We start from the raw sequence: 19020 nt of genomic DNA on the forward strand, positions 1-19020 counted from the left end.
TGTTAGGCACGTTAGCACAAGTATTTCAATGAAATAGGAAGCCCCAATCATTATAGCAAGGCGCATCAACACATCACTAATCAGCATCCCAATTCATCATGTCTATTCGCCTGCGTCTGGCTTTGCAGTTTGCTGCTATTCTGGCCGTTACGCTGCTGTTGTTTTCGGTAGTAATCTACTACTTCACATTCCAGGCCCGCCAGGAGTCGTTTACGGAGAGCTTGTTTGCGCGGGCCCGTATTGTGGCCCACGTCTACCTCGACGGTACCAACCGCGCCGACGAGGCCAGCCGGGCGTCTTATCGGCGGTACTTGCGGCAGTTCTACCGGACGCTGCCCGAAGAAGAGGTGCGGGTGTACAACGCCGACAATAAAGTGGTGTTTCGAGAAGGGCAGCTAACGGAAGTGCCCGTGCCTGTGAGCTTACTGACAGCCGTGCGCCAAACCGGCCGGCAGGTCCAGACGCGTAATAGGTTCTATCAGACGGTAGGGCTACTGTACAAAGATGCTCGCCAAGGCTACTTTGTGGTGGTGGCTTCCTCGGTGGATACTGACACGCGCGATAGGCAGCAGGGTTTGCGTAATATCCTGATTAGCGGGCTGTTGGTTTCACTGATTATTGTGGGTATTGGCGGATGGTTTTTTGCGAGCCAAGCATTGCAACCTATGCAGAAAGTGGTGCGGGAAGTGGACAGCATCACGGCTTCTGATTTGCACCGGCGCCTCTCGCAGGCCGATGGATACGACGAAATAGCTCACTTGGCCCAGCGCTTCAACCAACTGCTCGACCGGTTGGAAATTGCGTTTGCCGGGCAGCGCACCTTCGTCCGCGACGCTTCGCACGAGTTACGCACCCCACTCACCGTATTGATTGGTGAGCTGGAAGTGGCCCTGCTCCAGCAGGAGCGCAGCCCCCAGGAATACCGCCGGGTGCTGCAAAGTACCCTCGACGCATCTCGGCTGCTCAAAGACCTCACCAACGGCCTACTCCAAATTGCCCGTGCCTCCGACGATCCTTCGCAGGTACCTCTGACCACCTTGCGCCTTGATGAACTGCTACTGCAAGCCCATGAGGAATTGCAGCGCCGCCACCCTACGCACCGCGTCGATTTAGAATTTGGCGATGTGCCAGTCCAGGTGAAGCAGCCGTTTGCAGTACGGGGCAACGAGGCGCTGCTGCTATCGGCTTTCTTGAACGTGCTGGAAAATGCCTGTAAGTTCTCAACGGGCGCCAACATGCCGGTGCTGGCCAGCTTGACCACCACCACCCGGCATGTGGTACTGGAAGTGCGCGACTACGGCGTAGGCATGACTGAGGCCGACCGCCAGCAGGTATTCGTGCCATTTTTCCGCGCCGAAGCCATCCGGACGGTGCCAGGCCATGGTATTGGGCTGCCGCTTACGGCCAAAATCATGTCGTTGCACGGCGGAACGGTGCGGGTGGAAAGTCAACTGGGAGAAGGAACGCAAGTACTGCTGGAGTGGCCCGCTCTGGGTTAAACTGTGAGGATCAACGGGAGGGTAAGTAGACGCTTATTTTAGAAATTAATCTGCTTTTAATTTCCTTTTAACCAGGTCTTAATTGCTGACTTATAGACTTGTAAGATATCCACATCGGTAGGCGGTTACTGCCTGACATTGGGGACATCAAACTCGTCTATTTATGCCTGAAATAGTCAACGTCCCGCTGACCACCAAAGTTGCTGCCGAGGCACCAGCCAAGGTGGGTTACCTGCAACATTTAGGAAAAGATATTCCGGCTGGGCTGGTTACTTTCCTGGTAGCGTTGCCATTGTGCCTAGGCATTTCACTGGCTTCTGGTACACCGCTGTTGTCAGGCATCATCACCGGCATTGTGGGGGGGGTAATGGTATCCTGGCTTAGCGGCTCACAACTTAGCGTAAGCGGGCCAGCTGCGGGGCTAACGGCCATTGTTTTGACGGCGCTGCAAACTCTGGGCACTTTTCAGGCGGTACTGGCGGCCACGGTAATAGCAGGGGCGCTACAGGTGATAATGGGTTTGGTGCGCGCTGGCATCATTGGGCTGTACTTTCCTACGTCGGTTATCCGCGGTATGCTGGCCGCTATTGGCTTGATTCTCATCCTCAAGCAGATTCCGCATCTGCTGGGGGCTGATACCGACTACTTCGAGGACATGACGTTCTTGCAATTTGACGGGCAAAACACGTTTTCGGCAGTGGCTGGTGCGTTACGTTCTTTCGGCTGGGGCTCGGCCTTGATTGGGCTGCTATCGTTAGGCGTGCTGCTGTTCTGGGAAAACGTAGTGCGCAAGCGGGTAGCAGCCTTGCGGATTATTCCGGCAGCGTTGGTTGTGGTGTTATTTTCCATCGGCATCAGCTCCCTGCTCGACGTTACGGTACCGGGGCTGCGGGTACGGCCCGAGCATTTGGTGCAGCTACCCGTAGTGTCGTCGTGGCAGGATTTGGCGAGCATCTTCACCGCCCCCGACTGGACGGCCTTCACCCGGCCCGCTACTTACACAGTGGCTTTTACTATTGCTATTGTGGCTTCGTTGGAAAGCTTATTGAGCGTAGAAGCCGTGGATAAGCTTGACCCCAGGAAGCGCGCTACGCCCACCAACCGGGAGTTAATGGCGCAGGGCACCGGCAACATGGTGAGCGGTTTGCTGGGCGGTCTGCCACTAACGGCGGTTATCGTACGTAGCTCAGCCAACATCGACGCGGGCGGCCAAACCAAGGTGTCAGCGTTTTTTCACGGCTTGCTACTGTTGGTAAGCTTGCTGTTCCTTGAAACCATTCTGAACCGGATTCCCCTATCGGCTCTAGCGGCTGTGCTGCTGGTAGTGGGTTATAAGCTGACCAAGCCCGCCCTGTACCGTACCCAATGGCGGCTGGGCTGGCAGCAATTTTTGCCGTTCATTGTAACGGTGCTGGCCGTGCTGTTTACCGATCTGCTGAAAGGCGTGACTATTGGGCTAGTAGTGGGCATTTTCTACATTCTGAAAACCCACTACGAGTCGGCGTATTTCCTGCGCTCAGCGCCTGCGCTTCAAGAAGCCGGGGTGTATCACCTCAAACTAAGTGAGCATGTCTCGTTTCTGAATAAGGCCAGCATCGTGCGCATGCTGGAGCAATTCTCGCCCGGCACCCACGTCATCCTTGATGGCACCGAATCGAAAATGATAGACTACGACGTGTTAGAAGCCGTGGAGAACTTCCGGCAAACTGCGGAATCCCGCGGTATCAAGCTGGAGCTACGCGGCATCAAACAAGTCGACATGATTAGCCACTAGCTGCCAAGTCAGCAGGGCTCACCCTCTTGCCCCCGGGCAAGTTAATTAGTTAAGTGTGGTTAAAACCGCCGTGGCTTCTGGCTGCGGCGGTTTTGCTTTTCAGCGAGGCTGCTACTGTATGGGTTGGGTCACTAAGTACAGTTGAGTTACGTATGAATTTCCAAACACCAACTCACTTAGCCATGCAAGCAGCTTATTTCGAGCAATACGGCCCCGCCGATGTACTACAATACGGCGAACAACCTACCCCCACGCCCAAAGCCAACCAGATTCTGGTGCGGGTGCGGGCCAGCAGCGTCAACCCCGTAGACTGGAAAGTCCGCAACGGCGACTTAAAACTTATTACCGGCTTCTCGTTTCCCAAAATTCCGGGCCGCGACGTGGCCGGTGAGGTAGCGGCCGTAGGAGCCAACGTCACGCGCTTTTCGCCCGGCGACCGGGTGTACGGCATGCCCAACGATGGCGTGGGTGGTGCCAACGCCCAATACGCACTGCTGGCGGATTCGGTGGCGGCTTTCATCCCTGAAAAGCTGAGCTTCGAGGAAGCGGGCTCTATTCCGCTGGCTGCCCTTACGGCCCTGCAAGCCCTCCGCGACCATGCCCAGCTGCTATCCGGCGACCGGGTGCTGATTAATGGTGCATCCGGCGGTGTGGGGTCAATGGCGGTGCAGATTGCCAAAGCTCTGGGCGCTGGCGAAGTAACCGGCGTGTGCGGCCCCGACAACCAAGACCTAGTGCGCAGCCTCGGCGCCGACCGGGTGCTCAACCACCAAGAGCACGATTTCACCAAAGACCTGAGCCACTATGACATTGTGTTCGATGCCGCTGGTAAAAGCTCGTTTGTAGCCAGCAAAGAAGCGTTGCGCCGCAACGGCCGCTACGTTACCACCACACCCGACCCCGCTGCAATAGTAGCTGGCAAGGCGGCCGCAGTGTTCAGCACCAAAACGGTACACGCCTTCATGGCCAAGGAAAGCGGCTCGGATTTGGCCCTGATTTCCGCATGGCTGCAAGCTGGCACCCTGCGACCTATCATCGATAGAACTTTTCCTCTCCAGGAAATTGCCGAAGCTCATCGCTACAACGAGCAGGGCCACGCCGCCGGCAAAATCGTGCTGACGGTGGAATAGGTCTGGTTGTTCTGTGACAGCAAAAAGCCCCTTCCGCTTTGTGCAGAAGGGGCTTTTTGCTGTTATTCAGACATTCCACTTAATGCGTGGAATGTTGGAATGCCAAGCGGGCTTACTTGGCCTGCTGGATTTCAGTTACGGCTTTGTCGATGATGGGCTGCTGCATGGTGGCAGCGGCGCCCGACTTGCCTTTGGTTACGCCTTGCAGTAGCTCAATCATGGGCTTGTCGGCGCCGCGGGCTTTGAACTGAATGGCAATGGCCTTAATCCGGTCTACGCCTTCGGCAAAAGCCGTAGGGTCTTGCAGGCGGGGGAGCATAGTGGAAATGCTTTCCAACAAGCCGAACTTGCCTTGCAGGCTGGCGGCATCGTACTTGGTGCGGATGTAGTTCCACTCGGGTGTGCCACCGGCTTTGGCGTACACCTCCGTTACAGACTGTACCACCGACTGTTGCTCACTGGTTTCCAGCGGCTTCGCCAGCTTCAAGGCTTGCGCCGGGTCGGTGCTGGCCAAGGCGCTAAGCGCAGCGCCCTGCACGTTGTACGATTTGCTGTCGTTGAACTTGTTGGCAAACAGTTTGGCGTCGCGCTTGTCCTTTAGCTTCGATAGAGTAGTGAGGGCATCGGCTAGTACGGCGGGCTCTTTCTCGCTGGCCGCTAGTTTCCGGACGGCAGGGGCAGCCGCTTTGGCTACGGCTTTGTCGTCGAGGTCGAGGCGCTCTAGGGCGAGACTGCGCAAGCCGGCGAATTTGTCGCGCAAGCCGCTCAGCAACAGGGTACGGGCAGCAGCGTTGGTTTTCTGTTCGTTGGCAGCGGCTACTAAAGCTTCGCGCCGGTCCAGGTACAAGGGAGCGTGGGCATACTGGTAAGCGTATTCGGCCATCGACTTCTTGTCGGTAGGCATCCACACCAGCGTTTTTTCGGCGTCCACGTTCACTAAGTCGGGCTTGCTGGCCAGCGGCATCAGGAAAGTTTGCGTGGCTTCGGTCATCATCACGCGCTGGCGCTGCGGCTTGCCGTTCACGTAGTAATCAATGGCAAACGGCAACTGAAATACTTTGCCGGGCTGCGTCTGCTTCACGGTTACGGCCTGGATCTTTTTGGCGGCGTCCCAGCTGTAATCGATGGTAACCAGCGGGTGGCCCGAGCTGAAATACCACTGGTTGTAGAACCAGTTCAAATCCTGGCCCGATACGGCTTCCATGGCCAAGCGCATCTGGTGGGCTTCGCCATTGCCGAGGGCGTTGTCTTTCAAATACTTCTGCAAGCCAGCAAAAAATACGTCGTCGCCGAGGTAGGTGCGCAGCATGTCTACAATGGCGCCGCCCTTCTGGTAGCTCACCAAGTCGAACATGTCCTCTTTGTCGGCGTAGTGGAAGCGCACCAAGTCCTTAGAGGCACTACGGGCGTTGGTGAGGTAGTTGCGCAGGTTGCGGTAGTTGTGCGCGTCGGCCTCGTCGGCGCCGTACTTGTGCTCGGCATAGAGGCCTTCCGAGAAGTCGGCCATACTCTCGTTCACGGTCAGGTTGCTCCAGCTTTCGGCCGTCACGTAGTCGCCAAACCACTGGTGGAACAGCTCGTGCGCAATAACCGATTCGTTGCTGTACGGCCGGTCAATTAGCTCCCGGTCGGTCATCTGCACAAAGTCGCCGTGCAGGGTGGCCGAGGTGTTTTCCATGGCCCCGCTCACGTAGTCGCGCACCACAATCTGGGCGTACTTGTTCCACGGAAACTCCACGCCCAGCCGGGTCGAGAAGAATTCCAGCATGTCGGGCGTGTTGCCGAAAATCTGCTTGGCGTAAGGCGCGTACTTGGGCTCCAGGTAGTAGCTGACTTCCTTGCCGCGCCAAGTTTCCTTATGGATTTTGAAGTCGCCGACGGCCATCATAAACAGATAGGGCGCGTGCGGCAATTCCATTTTCCAGGTATCGGTGCGCAGGCCGGCCCCAGCAGGTTTCTGGCTGACTAGGGCGCCATTGCTGAGCGTGACGTACTTGCTGGGCACCGTCATGCTGATTTCCGAGGTGGTTTTCTGGTTGGGCCGGTCGATGGTCGGGAACCAGGCCGATGAAGCTTCCGTCTCACCTTGCGTCCAGATTTGCACCGGCTTACCGGCTACGGAGCTATCGGGGTTGATGAAATACAGGCCCTTGGCATCGGAAATGGCCGCGCTGCCTTGCACTTTTAGCTCGTCGGGCTTGGCTGTGTACTCGATGTACACCATATATGCGGTGCCCGGTGCCATGCTTTTGCCGAGGTCGATGCGCAGGTTGTTCTGGTCGGAGTAGGTGTATTTGAGGGGCACCTGCTGCTCGCCGTTCATCAAGGCCACGCTCTTGATATCCATGCCTTTAGCATCGAGCCGCAAGGAATCGGTGGCGTAACCGTGGGGCTTGAGCGTCACCCACTCTTTGCCGTAGAGGTAGCGCTTGGCATAATCGAAGCGCACATCCAACTTGGTGTGTACCAAGTCGTTGATTTTGGTGGCTGAAGCCCGGTACGGCCCAACTGGCTCGGTGGGTGGGGCAGGGGCCTGGCCCTGCACAGCACTGGCGGCTAGTACCAACAGGCCTAGCGCAAAAGAATGCTTCATTGAAAGGAACGTGAGAGGAAGAGGTTTGAGGGCCTAAAGATGTGGACTTCAAGCTGAAGTTGCCTCGCACCCTCGAAGAAACATCTCCTGCATCAGCAGGACCCGTGCGTTCCTGCCAGCCAAGGAAAGCTAGTCGCCGCCACAGCCGCCGCAACCCGAGCAGCCACTGTCGCCGCCACAGCCACTATCCCCACTGCTATTGTCGCCACCGCCGCCGCTGCTATTGTCAGAGTCGCCGTGGCTGGGGCAATGGCTGTCGAAGGTGGTGCCGTGTGCGTGCCAGGAAGTGCCACTATCGGTGGTGCCGCCAAAATCGGTGCTGGTATTGTCGCGTGGCTCGTGCAGCTGGTGTAGCTCCCGTTCCAGCTGGCTGCTAGTTTCCGAGGTGTAGGAAGGCAGCAGAAAAAACGCGCCGCCGAGCAATGACATCAGCTGGTAGCTGTTGGCCGGGTTTTGCGCGGTTTGCGCCTTCACCTCTTTGTCGAGGCGCACTAGTTCCGCTTCAACGGCGTCTTGCAGCTGCTGGCCCTCCCGGGTGAGGTAGCGGGTATTGATCAGGCTCCAAAACCAGTGCTGCGAAAACAATTGCCCGGTGCGCGCATTCGCCTCAATGAGCTTGTAGTACTCCGACGCGGTGCGGGCCTGCTCAAACACCATGTGTACGTACTGCTTGAATGGTATACGCAGTTGGTCTTCAGCTCGGAACGCGTTAATCAGCAGCTTTTCGTGAGGTAATGCTGCGTGCGTGCGCAGGGCAGGGCCGCTTACAATGTATTGCTGCCACGTAACCGGGTCGCGCGGATGCGGCTGGCCTGGCTCGTTGCGGATGGCGAGTACCTGCTGGCGCAGCAAATCCAGGAACGTAACGCGCAGTAGCTGGCGCAGATTGGGGTTGTGGTGCTTAGCAAGCAGCAACAGCAGCTCGGCGGGGGAGTGCGGGGGAAGGCTGGTCATGTTTTGCGACGAAAACGAAGTTTGGGTAGCAGCCAAAAAGCACTCAAGTTCACTCGGCGGAAGTTTACGTCTCGGAACCGCGTCTCGTTGTCGGGCCAAATGTCGGCGGGCGGCACTTGGCTGAACACCTCCTGATACAGCGCTTTGGTGCGGCCGTACCAGTCGTTGAACTTGCCCCGCTCGGCGTCGCCGCCGCGGGTGGGGCCGTGGTGAATGGGCCGTTCCAGCACTTGCTCGCAGAATTCCAGCCAGTAGGAGCGGGTGTAGAGCAAGTGCAGGTGCCACACCTGGTCCACCTGGTCGGAGGGCGTGAGCGGGTGCTCGGTGAGGCACAGCAGAAACATGAATTTCTTGTATTCCAGCGTTGCGCGTAGGGCATATTCCAGGGGCCAGCCATTTTCACGGGCCAGCCGGTCGGTGAAGGAAAACGCCGCGGCTGGGTCGTCCAGCTCGAAGCGTCGGATGCGGTTCCACAGGTCGGGTTGCCGGGTGGGCGTCATGGGAAAGCAATAACAGCTGAGCTTACCGAAAGATAAAGCATTTTAAGTCATACAAGCGGCTCACAACCTCCACAATACCCTTTTTGCATCCCTGGCGTACCTGTTTTATCCACCATCTGAACGTTTGCACATATGAATCAGCCTATTTCCCGTAAGCAACACGGCTTCACCGACTACAGCTACATTCCTCTAGCTTTGGCCCTGCCTAAACTAGCTGGGTTTGAAGATGAAAAAACAGCCGTTACGCTCACCCGCGTACTGGCCGGCAACATTCTCACCTCCAGCCTATTCACCCGCGCCGAGTGGGGCGCTTTCAAGAAGCTGCCCTTCAAAACCCATCTGCTGCTCGACATAGGCGTGGGCGTGCTGGCGGCCAGTGCGCCGTGGTTGTTCGGCTTCGCCGACAATAAAGCGGCTCGCAATTCCTTCCTGCTACTCGGAGCATTTGGCCTGGCGGCTGGCACTCTGTCGCGCCCCGAGGAAATGCCGGACGAAGTGTAGCGCCCAATTTTTTGAAAACAAAAACGGCCCGCCTGCTACCAGGTGGGCCGTTTTTGTCTACTGCTAATGAGTTTACGCTTCGTCCTTCAACGACTGCATATCAATGACGTGGCGGTAGCGCACTTCCTTGTCCATGAGGTCGTCGAAGGCTTTGTTGATGTCTTGCATCTTAATCATCTGCACGTCGGGCAAGATGTTGTGCTGAGCGCAGAAGTCCAGCACTTCCTGGGTTTCGGCAATGCCTCCGATAACTGAACCGGCCACCGTGCGGCGGTACGTGGCCATTTCCATGTTGTTGAGCGGCTTCTTGTATTCTCCCAGCAAGCCTACCGCTACTATGGTTCCGTCGAGGTCGAGTAGGTTCACATAGTCGGTGATGTCGTAAGCGTCGGGGATGGTGTTGAGGATGAAGTCGAACGAGGCTTCGTGCTGCTTCATGGCCGTTGAGTCGGTGGAAATGAGCACTTCATGGGCGCCCATGGCTTCGGCATCAGCGCGCTTGTCTTTGGAAGTGGTAATCACCGTGACGGTAGCGCCCAGGGCTTTGGCCAATTTTACGCCCATGTGGCCCAGCCCACCCAGACCCACAATGCCTACCCGGTCGCCTTCCTTCACGTTCCAGTGCTTGAGCGGCGAATACGTGGTAATGCCCGCGCACAGAATCGGTGCGGCAGCCTTGATGTCGAGGCTATCCGGAATGCGCAGCACGAATGATTCCTTCACGGTGATGTTGGTGGAGTAGCCCCCGAAAGTATTGGCGCCGCTGCCGTCGGGCTTCATGGGGCCGTTGTAGGTGGCCGTCCAACTGACCGGACCTTGGCAGTAGTTTTCCTCGCCGTGCTGGCAAGGCTTGCACTGGCCGCACGAGTCTACCATGCAGCCCACGCCCACCGTGTCGCCTACTTTGAACTTGCTCACAGTGCTTCCAACTTCAATTACCCGCCCCACAATTTCGTGGCCAGGTACGCAGGGGTACACTGTGTTTTTCCAGTCGTTCTTCACCTGGTGCAGGTCGGAGTGGCACACGCCGGTGTAGAGGATTTCGATGTGCACTTCGTCGGCCTGCGGGCGGTGGCGCTCGATTTCCATGCGTTTGAGGCCATTGAAAATCGAGTTGGTAGCACCGTAAGCTTTGGTTTTGATGATGTCGGGGGAGGTAGTTGACATAGCGGTAACTCAGGTTGGTTTTGGAAGTGGAAAAGGGCGGAGTGGCCCACAGCCGGTTGAAGCCAGTGGAGCCTGTGTGAGGTACGGCCGCATTCAGCCGGAAGTTGGTGGGGCACAACTGAATGGCAGAATGTTGTAGGTACATGACTGCTGAAGCGGCCAGCGTCTGATATTCTGGAGGCAGCCAATAATAGGGTTGGAGGGGGCGGATGTGGTATGGCCGCGCATCACATATAGATGTGACTGGGTAGGTTATTTATTAGGGCTTTTTAATATTTGATAACCACTCTAAATAATTAGGTTATGACACGACACGGGGCGCTCTACCAGGATATTGTACCGTACACCTCCCGCTACTACGACAAAGGGAAGTTCGGGCGAATGTTTGCCAACCTACCGTCCTTCGCGCCGGACAGCCCAAAGGTGCGCGAGGCCCTCAAGGACATCGGTAAGAAGGGTGGTATCATGGATGCCAAAGATGACCTGACCAAGCCGCCAGTTGACCTTATCACCAACCCCGATCTGCAAGTCAACAACCCCAACGCTCCCTTCATGACGGCCGGCATGACCTTTCTTGGTCAATTCATCGACCACGACGTTACGTTCGACCCGACTTCCAGCCTAGAGCGCCAGATTGACCCGGAGTTTGTGGAGAATTTCCGCACGCCCACGCTGGCCCTCGACAACGTGTACGGCAGCGGCCCCGGCGCCTCGCCCCACCTCTACGACGCTTCCGACGGGCAGGGCATCAAGTTTCTGGTTGAGCCGCTGGGCGTAAAGGGGAAAGACGGAATCGAGAAGTTTGACTTGCCGCGCAACACCCAGAACACAGCTCTGCTCGGCGACCCGCGCAACGACGAAAACCTGATAGTATCGCAGTTGCACCTGCTGTTTCTGCGCTTTCACAACGTGCTGGTAGACGCCGTGCGAGTGAAATATCCGAGTAAGGGCCCCAGTGAAGTGTTTCGGGAAGCACAGGAACTAGTGCGCTGGCATTATCAGTGGCTGCTGCTGCACGAGTTTCTGCCTCAGCTCTGCGGCGAGCAGGTGGTAGACGACGTGCTGAACAATGGCCGCAAGTTCTACAACTGGCACAACGCGCCCTACATTCCGGTGGAGTTTTCGGTGGCGGCATACCGGTTTGGGCACAGCCAAGTGCGGCCATCTTACCGCGCCAATTTTGGTATTACCAGCGCCCCCAATCCAGCTCCGTTTTTTGCCACCATCTTCGACTTCAACGCCGACCACCACAGCCCCGACCCCAACGACCTGCGCGGCGGCAAACGGGCCCCGCGCCGCTTCATCGACTGGCATACGTTCTTCAACCTCGGCGACGGTAGCACCCGCCCCAACAAGCTTATCGATACCAAGCTGTCGTCGCCGCTGTTCCAGCTGTTGGGCTTCGCCGGCGGCGACGTCATTTCGTTGGCTTCGCGCAATCTGCTGCGGCAGCTTACGTTCAGCCTCCCCTCGGGCCAACGGGTGGCCCATGCTATGCGCATGAAGCCGCTGGAAGACGACGTGTTCGAGGATTTGAAAGGCTATAAAGTGAACTTCGAGAAAAGCACGCCGCTCTGGTTCTACATCCTCAAGGAGGCCGAAGTGCAGCACATGGGCATCCGCCTGGGCGACGTGGGGGGCCGCATCATTACCGAGGTATTTGTGGGGCTGCTGGAAGGCGACAATAGCTCCTTCCTCACCCAAAACCCGTTCTGGAAGCCCTGCCTAGACTGCTGGGAGCCTTACCGCACTGGTAAGCACTTCACCATTGCTGACTTGGTTCGCATTGCCGAAGGGAAAGTAAGCGTCAAGCTATAAAGACAAGCGTCATCCCACGACTACTCTAACGGCCTTTTGGGACGTCGGGCCGGTCGTGGGATGCTACTTTTGCTAGCTGGCGCACGATGGCCCAAAATCCGTCAGGCCAGTTCCGCTAAAACAGGTTATGCTATCTATGAAGGCACTATAAACACTTTTACAGGCTGATTGGGTTGCCTCACTACTACTTACTTTACCAACAGTTTGCGCCGTACCACGCCAGTGCTGGTCTGTACTTCTAGTGAGTAAACGCCTTTGGACTGCTGGCTCAGGTCGAGGCGTTTGTCGGCGGGCAATGCCGCCGCTTGATATATGCTACGACCTAGTGCGTCGAGCACGCGCACGTGGCTAATCGGGCCAGCCGTAGTGGGAAGTTGCACGGTGAAAGTGCCCGAGGGGCTGGGGTTGGGAAACACATCGGCGGCAACAACCGGTGTGCTTGCTGCGCGTGCTGCTAGTGGGCGGCCCACATAGCGGCCTATCCCTTCATACTCATACCACCAAGTGGGAGCAGCAAAGGAAGCGCGAATATGCCAGCCCGCGTCGGGCGAAGTGAACTGTATAGACAGGTAACTATTGTTGCTCTCTAGTATTGTCCAAGTCTGGCCATCGTCGTATGTAACGGCTGAGCCATTGGTTCTCGTAAATCCAATCCAGTTTTCAGCGCCTGCTATATACGCACGAGTACCTGGTATGGCTGTCAACGGCCCTAATCGGAGAGCAGAAGTCGTGGTGTTCTGCCAGCAGGGAGGAGCCGTGGCATTTTGCCACGTTAAGCCTCCATCAATGCTGCTTAGTAGGCCTCTTTGAGGAGTAGGGAGCAAGGCATGCTGCGCATCTCTAAATACCACCGCACTTGGTGCAACTGGTATCAACTGACTGCGCCACGTTAAGCCACGGTTGGTACTAGCCCAAAACGCAATAGGATGTGCTTGTGTGTCGCAAACATCAACCCAAAGTATGCCAGATGCTTCGTGAATACCCGATAAAGATTGACCTGCTGATAGAGCAGGGGTGGTAGTTTGTAGTTGCCAGCTTAGGCCCCCATCAGTAGTGCGATATAATGCGCCCGCTACCTGGTCGAGTAGCAGACCCTCTGTAAGGCTGAAAAAACGAATCATATTTTGCCGCGGAGATACTGTCGGCAAGGAGCGCCGGCTCCAGGTTGCACCCCCATCAGCAGTGTAGTGTAGCTCCAGGTTGGGTGTAGTGCCAACTGTAATGGTGCGCTGTAGTATCAGCCAAGCATTCTGGCTATCGTAAGCTTCTAGAATGCTGCTTGTATAACGGCCAGCAGCTGGTGCTACCGGCGTACTATTTTGCCACGTTTGGCCACCATCAATAGTGCGTGAAACCTGAACCGTTGGCAGCGGGGTAGAGTAAGATGTATTGGTAAACCACGCAGTCTGCGCATTGATAGCATCGAGCTGGCAACCTTGCAATACACTACCTACAGGCACAGGGTCGCTAACGGGCTGCCATTGAGCTAGAGCCGGAAAGCTACTGATAAGCAACAAGAGGAAGGAGAAAACTTTAGACATAAGAAAGAAGAAGGATATAGTAAGGTGATGTATACTGCTTAACCCACTGCTGTATGGCCTGTGTCGGTATGACCGGCAGCAGGGGCAAAGGGTTGCATTGGTTAATATAGTATCAACAAATCAAGAAAATATTATAGTTGACAAGTACAAGCGGTTTAAGCAGCAATAGCCTTAAGGTGATACACTAGTCGTTTTTTGTGTTTCTTTTTGCCCTGGTCAAACAGCCTAATTTCTATGTACATCAGCCGACTTTTTCTCCTGTTATCTTTGTTGATTCCCTGCTGACCACCTCAGCAACCATACCACCTCAGCGAGAACCACCGATTTGAAAGTCTGCATTGCCGAAAAGCCCAGCGTTGCCCGCGAAATTGCCACTGTCCTCGGCGCCAACCGGCGCATGGATGGCTACTACGAAGGCAACGGCTACCAAGTCACCTGGACGTTCGGCCACTTCTGCCAGCTCCGGGAGCCCGAGGACTACCGCCCCGAATGGAAGCGCTGGAGCATCCACGACCTGCCCATGCTGCCCGAAACCTTTGGCATCAAGCTCATGCGCCGCGACGACGGCGTGGTGCGGCAGTTCAACGTCATCAAAAACCTGCTGGCTGATGCCGAGGAAGTAATTAACTGCGGTGACGCTGGGCAGGAAGGGGAAGTAATTCAGCGCTGGGTGCTAATGGAAGCCAAGTACCGCAAGCCCTTCAAGCGCCTCTGGATTTCATCTTTGACTGAAGAAGCCATCCGCCAGGGCTTTGCCAACCTGCGCGACGGGGCCGAGTTCGACAAGCTCTACCAGGCCGGCAAGAGCCGCGCCGTCGGCGACTGGCTGCTCGGGCTGAATGCTACGCGGCTGTTCACGCTGAAATACGCCGCCGGGCAGCGCCAAGTGCTGAGCCTGGGCCGGGTACAAACGCCCACGCTCGCCTTGCTGGTGGATCGGTACCACGAAATTCAGAACTTCAAGCCGGAGCCATATTGGGTGTTGCGCACCGAGTATCGCGGCACCATGTTCAGCCACGTTGCGCCGCCCAAGAAAGGCAAAGCCGACGACGATGAGCCCGACGAAAAAGCTCGCCTGAAAGCCCGTGGCTACTTTGTGAGCCAGGAAGAAGCCGACGTGGCTATGGCCGCCGTGAAAGACGTGCCGCTGACCGTTACCGGCGTCGAAATCAAGAAAGGCTATGAAACGCCGCCCTCGTTGTTTGACCTGACCTCGTTGCAGGTGCAGTGCAACAACCAGCTAGGGCTGTCGGCTGAGGATACGCTCAAGATTGTGCAGGGCCTCTACGAGAAGAAAGTGGTAAGCTATCCGCGGGTAGACACCACGTTTCTGCCCGACGACCAGTACCCCAAAATCCCGGATATTCTGCGTGGCTTGAGTGGTTATGCGGGCCTCACGGCGCCGTTGCTGGCCGCTAAAATCCGCAAGAGCACCAAGGTATTCAACAACAACAAAGTCACCGACCACCACGCCATCATCCCGACCGGCGCCAGTGCCAGCAGCCTCAGCGGCCACGACCAAAGCGTGTACGACATCATCGTGCGCCGCTTCCTGGCCGCGTTTTACCCCGACTGCGAAGTGTCGAACACCACTGTTACGGCCGAAACCGGCGGCTACCCGTTCCGGGTGCGGGGCCGCCAGATTCTGAATCCAGGCTGGCGCGTGGTGTACGGCGACCCGGAAAAGCAGCAAGCCCCGTCGGCCCCGAAAGCGGCTGGCGAGGGCGAAGACGATGTGGTAAGCACCGTGCTACCCAATTTCGTGAAAGACGAAACCGGCCCCCACAAGCCGCGCCTCGACCAGAAAGTAACCCAGCCGCCCCGCGAATACTCCGAGGCCATGCTGCTACGCGGCATGGAAACCGCTGGCCGCAACGTAGACGACGACGAACTGCGGCTGGCTATGAAGGAAAACGGCATCGGACGGCCCAGTACCCGCGCCGCCATCATCGAAACGTTGTTCAAGCGCGGCTACATCATCCGCGAAAAGAAGAAGATTCTGCCCACCGCCACTGGCGTTGAACTCATCGGCCTGATTCGCAACCCCACGCTTAAATCGGCGGAGCTGACCGGGCAGTGGGAGCGGAAGCTGCGGCAGATTGAGTCCGGCAACCTAGATGCGGGTTTGTTCCTGGATGAGCTGAAGCAACTGGTGCGCGAAATGGTGCAGGAAGTGAAGCAGGACGGCTCGGGCCGTGGCATCACCGTCAGCAAAACTGAGCTAGCCGACCTCACCGGTCAGAAGAAAGCCGCTGCCGTTAAAGCCACTCCGCCCAAAGCCGCGCTTACGCCGGCTGTTCCGGGGGCGCTTGGTGCCTGCCCGGCTTGCGGTAGCGGCCATGTGCTGCGCGGTAAAACCGCCTTCGGCTGTTCCCGCTGGCGCGAAGGCTGCCAGTTTCGGCTGCCCACTGAGTTTGAGGGCAAAAAACTCACCGACAAGCAGCTGGCGCCACTGCTGGGCAAAGGCCGTACGCCGGTTATCAAAGGCTTCGTGGATGATGCTGGCCAGAAGTTCGACGCTGCCATCCGCCTCACCCCGCAACGGACCTTGCAGCTGGTGCGCGCCGCCGAGAGCAAACCCACCACGCCTACCGACCCCGGCCAGATTCCGTGCCCAGTATGCCGGCTTGGCACCATGCTCAAAGGCAAAGCTGCCTACGGTTGCTCCCGTTTCCGCGAAGACTGCCAGTTCCGGGTGCCCTTCGAGTGGGGCGGTAAAACCTTGAGCGACACCCAAATGAACCAACTGCTGCGCAAAGGCAAAACCGGCGTTATTCGTGGGTTCGTGTCGGCCAAATCAGGACAGCGCTATGAGGCGGTGCTGCAAATCAACCCAGAAGGCCGCATCGAGCCGGTGTTCGGGCAAGGCTGATGTATATCTTTGTTAGATTCACCACTATATGAACCAATCTACTTTTCTGCCGCGCCTCGCTGCCTATTGCATGGGTTTGCCAGTGCTACTAGTCTTGTATTTGTTTACGCGGGGGCATGTATCCATGCAGGTGATGTTTCCGCTTTTTGTAGTGGGGCTTTTTATTGCCATTGGGGGACAAGCGCGGATTCGTCGTTCGTACCCGCAGGATTTCAGAAAGCGTGAAGAATGGCTGGCTTTTGGCGTTTTTCTGGTGCTAGTAGTTATTGGTACGCTACTAGTAGTGAAGTGGTAAAGGCTTCACTCTCGTAGTTATGTCTCCTCAGCTTGGTAAAATACTTGTCCTAATGGGCTTGGCCGTAGCTGCTTTCGGTGCGTTCGTGTGGCTTGGTAGCGGTGCGTGGCTGAGCTGGTTCGGCCGCTTGCCCGGCGATATCCGCATTGAACGGCCCGGCTTCCGGCTGTACGCGCCCCTCGTGTCGATGCTACTTGTGAGTTTATTGCTGAGCGCGATACTATGGCTGTGGCGCCGACTGAGCGAACATGCCTTATTGCTTTTTCAAAGGAATTCTATAGCCAACGCGCATATTCACTTGGTGGTGCCCATCGAAGTTGGTAGCGCCATAGGGGTAGAGCATAAAGCCTGAATTTCCCAATCGGATATTAGCTTCAACAAAGCCCATACCGTAGCTAGGATGATGACGGCTGAAGGCCATACCGGCTAGAATAGAACTACCATCTGGGCGGCCTAAACCAGAACCTAAGCCTACGCGACTGGTAAAATTGCCTAACCCTAACATTCCACGGTTAATATCACCTTGTAGGTATATGATTTCACGCAGACCTACCCAGGTGCCTAATTCAACATTGGCGTTGCTGAAGTCTTCCCATTTGTCAAGTTTCTCGCCATAGCGGGCAAGCCTTCCTAAGTGCAGACCTACGCGAAACCCAAAACCTACCCGCCCAGGGCGTAGCCGCGAATGAGAAGCTATGTACGGGTTGATGTCTAATAGGGACTTCTTACTAGCAGCCTGGAATATAACAGTGCCGTCTTCAGGATCAAGGTCCTGGTACGCAATACGGTCCTGGCCTTGCCAAATGCCTAGGCCATAGGTAGTCAAACGATTTTCGGGTCGGTAGCGGTGAAGTTCTATGGAGCCACCACGTAAAGAGTAGCGGTGGTCGAATGTTTCCCGACTGTAGGGCGAAGAGCAGCCGCTGGTCGAGACATCTTCATAAAAGGCTCCGCTACCTGCGCCCAAGCCAATTTCTAACTCTGTTCGGGCAGAATCAGCGGGTACCTGGTTGGTGAATAGCAACACTACGGCCGCCGCAGCCAAGGGCAGCCCGGCTCGTCGCGTAGCAATAGCCCCTTGTAATACCGTAGCAGTAGCCAGAAGCACTACCACCAGTAGTACTGCCTTCATTACCACCACTTCTGGCAGCGTGAGTGCCCCTGCTGGCAATAGTAGCGTGCAAACCAGCAGTAGCACCACAACCAGCAGGTTGCGCACAGGCTGGTTGCGGGGTGGCACTTCTGGGGTGAGCTTTACGGTACGCGCGTGGTACACGAAAAGGCCCCACACGGCCAGTAAAAAAGTGGCGTACGGCAGCAGTAACCACTGCAACTGCATCATCCGGATGCCGCCCAGCGTGATAAACTCTGCGCCAACTGGCTCACCGGCCGGCTCACGCCAGAATTCGATAACCAGCCGCCCCAGTACCAGCAAACCGGCTTGCAGCAAAGCCCAACTGCCAGCCGGCCAGTGGCGGTGGCGCGTCAGCCATAGTACTAGCCCGGTGCCGGCGCACAGCACCAGCGTATAGAGCTGAGTGGGGTGCAAGGCCAGGGAGTGGGCAGCTCCCATTTCCAACAAGCCCTGCTGCTGTTGAAAAATGTAAGGAATAGATCCCGCCGCATAAGTAATTCCCCAACTACCATCAGTAACCTCCCCGAAGCAGCAGCCGGTCAGTAGACAGCCCACACATTGCACCACCAAACCAGCGCAGAACGGCATAGCAAAGGCATCGGCCACGTGCCAGCCGAAGCCTAGCCATCGGCGTAGCAACAACAGCACCATGCCAAACCCTAGGCCGCCGCCCAGTACTGATCGGGCCGTAGTGGCGGGCCAGGTGCCGTGTTGCAGCAAAGCAGGCCAAGCATCGGCGGGCAGAGCTAGCAGCTTAGTGCCTACAATAAACGCTAGGGTGCTGGCAGCTACTAACACCAACCACGTTTGAAGCGGATAGCCACGCTTATAGCCTGCCCGCAGCAGCAGGGCCAGCTGTACCCCGAAAGCCGCTACATAGCAGGTGGTATAATAAGAATAAGCGTGTCCCTCGGGCGAAGGCAGTAGCAGCGTAGCAGATAGGGGCATAGCAGTAGATGGAAAGGAGGAGCGAAAAACGAAAACCAGCGCGCGGGTATAAAAGCAGCGGCAATGAAAAGGCCGCCTTTCGAGCTATAGATTTCGAAAGGCGGCCAAGTATAAAAGCACCATTATACTACACTGTATTACTAAGTGAATAGAAAGTAAATGGATAGCAGCAATAACCTAATGCAATGTGGGTTGAAGGCAGACTCAGCTGCTATGAATCTTGAAAATCCAATTGCGCTGAACCATGGGTTGAATTACAGAAATTCGTTTCTGTAAACGAGGCTAAAAGCTGA

General features: G+C 56.6%; 14 protein-coding genes. 8 read left to right on the forward strand and 6 right to left on the reverse strand.

Going from position 1 to position 19020, the window contains the following annotated elements; all coding sequences use genetic code 11:
- Positions 1–98: 98 nt before the first annotated feature.
- The 3 genes from G536_RS0109335 to G536_RS0109345 all read left to right on the forward strand — a co-directional run bounded on the left by G536_RS0109335 (position 99) and on the right by G536_RS0109345 (position 4403).
- On the forward strand, positions 99–1499 hold the full coding sequence (locus tag G536_RS0109335) for a HAMP domain-containing sensor histidine kinase (RefSeq protein ID WP_022823326.1): 1401 nt from the start codon (positions 99–101) through the stop codon (positions 1497–1499).
- Positions 1500–1662: 163 nt separating this feature from the next.
- Positions 1663–3273: a SulP family inorganic anion transporter gene (locus tag G536_RS0109340; RefSeq protein ID WP_022823327.1), complete on the forward strand. Its 1611-nt coding sequence runs from the start codon at positions 1663–1665 to the stop codon at positions 3271–3273.
- A 152-nt stretch (positions 3274–3425) separates the two neighbouring features.
- On the forward strand, positions 3426–4403 hold the full coding sequence (locus tag G536_RS0109345; protein WP_245575783.1) for an NAD(P)-dependent alcohol dehydrogenase: 978 nt from the start codon (positions 3426–3428) through the stop codon (positions 4401–4403).
- A 112-nt stretch (positions 4404–4515) separates the two neighbouring features.
- Here the strand turns inward: G536_RS0109345 and G536_RS27130 are convergent, their stop codons facing one another.
- From G536_RS27130 to G536_RS0109360, 3 genes are all read right to left on the reverse strand, one after another.
- Positions 4516–6996 (reverse strand): M1 family metallopeptidase, encoded by a 2481-nt coding sequence (locus G536_RS27130; protein WP_022823329.1) that lies wholly within the window; start codon positions 6994–6996, stop codon positions 4516–4518.
- Between the two features lie 129 nt (positions 6997–7125).
- Positions 7126–7950: a hypothetical protein gene (locus G536_RS0109355; RefSeq protein WP_022823330.1), complete on the reverse strand. Its 825-nt coding sequence runs from the start codon at positions 7948–7950 to the stop codon at positions 7126–7128.
- Complete coding sequence (locus tag G536_RS0109360) at positions 7947–8450, reverse strand: glycine-rich domain-containing protein (RefSeq protein ID WP_022823331.1); 504 nt, start codon at positions 8448–8450, stop codon at positions 7947–7949. The genes G536_RS0109355 and G536_RS0109360 overlap by 4 nt, the downstream gene beginning before the upstream one ends.
- Positions 8451–8582: 132 nt before the next feature.
- On the opposite strand from G536_RS0109360, the gene G536_RS27135 reads away from it, so the two are divergent.
- Positions 8583–8951 (forward strand): hypothetical protein, encoded by a 369-nt coding sequence (locus G536_RS27135; RefSeq protein ID WP_022823332.1) that lies wholly within the window; start codon positions 8583–8585, stop codon positions 8949–8951.
- A gap of 72 nt (positions 8952–9023) precedes the next feature.
- Here the strand turns inward: G536_RS27135 and G536_RS0109370 are convergent, their stop codons facing one another.
- Positions 9024–10118, reverse strand: a complete 1095-nt coding sequence (locus tag G536_RS0109370; protein WP_022823333.1) for an NAD(P)-dependent alcohol dehydrogenase — start codon at positions 10116–10118, stop codon at positions 9024–9026.
- 303 nt (positions 10119–10421) lie between these two features.
- Here G536_RS0109370 and G536_RS0109375 point away from each other — a divergent pair, with 303 nt between their 5' ends.
- Complete coding sequence (locus tag G536_RS0109375) at positions 10422–11936, forward strand: peroxidase family protein (RefSeq protein WP_022823334.1); 1515 nt, start codon at positions 10422–10424, stop codon at positions 11934–11936.
- A 188-nt stretch (positions 11937–12124) separates the two neighbouring features.
- Here the strand turns inward: G536_RS0109375 and G536_RS32490 are convergent, their stop codons facing one another.
- Positions 12125–12640, reverse strand: a complete 516-nt coding sequence (locus G536_RS32490; protein WP_169515074.1) for a T9SS type A sorting domain-containing protein — start codon at positions 12638–12640, stop codon at positions 12125–12127.
- A gap of 1162 nt (positions 12641–13802) precedes the next feature.
- Here G536_RS32490 and G536_RS0109385 point away from each other — a divergent pair.
- The 3 genes from G536_RS0109385 to G536_RS31380 are packed head-to-tail and all read left to right on the forward strand — an operon-like array spanning position 13803 to position 16996.
- Entirely contained in the window at positions 13803–16349 is a 2547-nt protein-coding gene (locus G536_RS0109385) for a type IA DNA topoisomerase (RefSeq protein WP_022823336.1), read from the forward strand.
- A gap of 28 nt (positions 16350–16377) precedes the next feature.
- Entirely contained in the window at positions 16378–16644 is a 267-nt protein-coding gene (locus G536_RS0109390; RefSeq protein WP_157530525.1) for a hypothetical protein, read from the forward strand.
- A 19-nt stretch (positions 16645–16663) separates the two neighbouring features.
- Complete coding sequence (locus G536_RS31380) at positions 16664–16996, forward strand: DUF2905 domain-containing protein (RefSeq protein WP_084708549.1); 333 nt, start codon at positions 16664–16666, stop codon at positions 16994–16996.
- Here the strand turns inward: G536_RS31380 and G536_RS30505 are convergent.
- On the reverse strand, positions 16898–18727 hold the full coding sequence (locus tag G536_RS30505; RefSeq protein ID WP_022823338.1) for a prolipoprotein diacylglyceryl transferase family protein: 1830 nt from the start codon (positions 18725–18727) through the stop codon (positions 16898–16900). The two genes, G536_RS31380 and G536_RS30505, sit on opposite strands and share 99 nt — an antisense overlap.
- Positions 18728–19020 lie beyond the last annotated feature (293 nt).

The sequence above is a fragment of the Hymenobacter norwichensis DSM 15439 genome, from assembly GCF_000420705.1.
Classification (GTDB): Bacteria; Bacteroidota; Bacteroidia; order Cytophagales; family Hymenobacteraceae; genus Hymenobacter; species Hymenobacter norwichensis.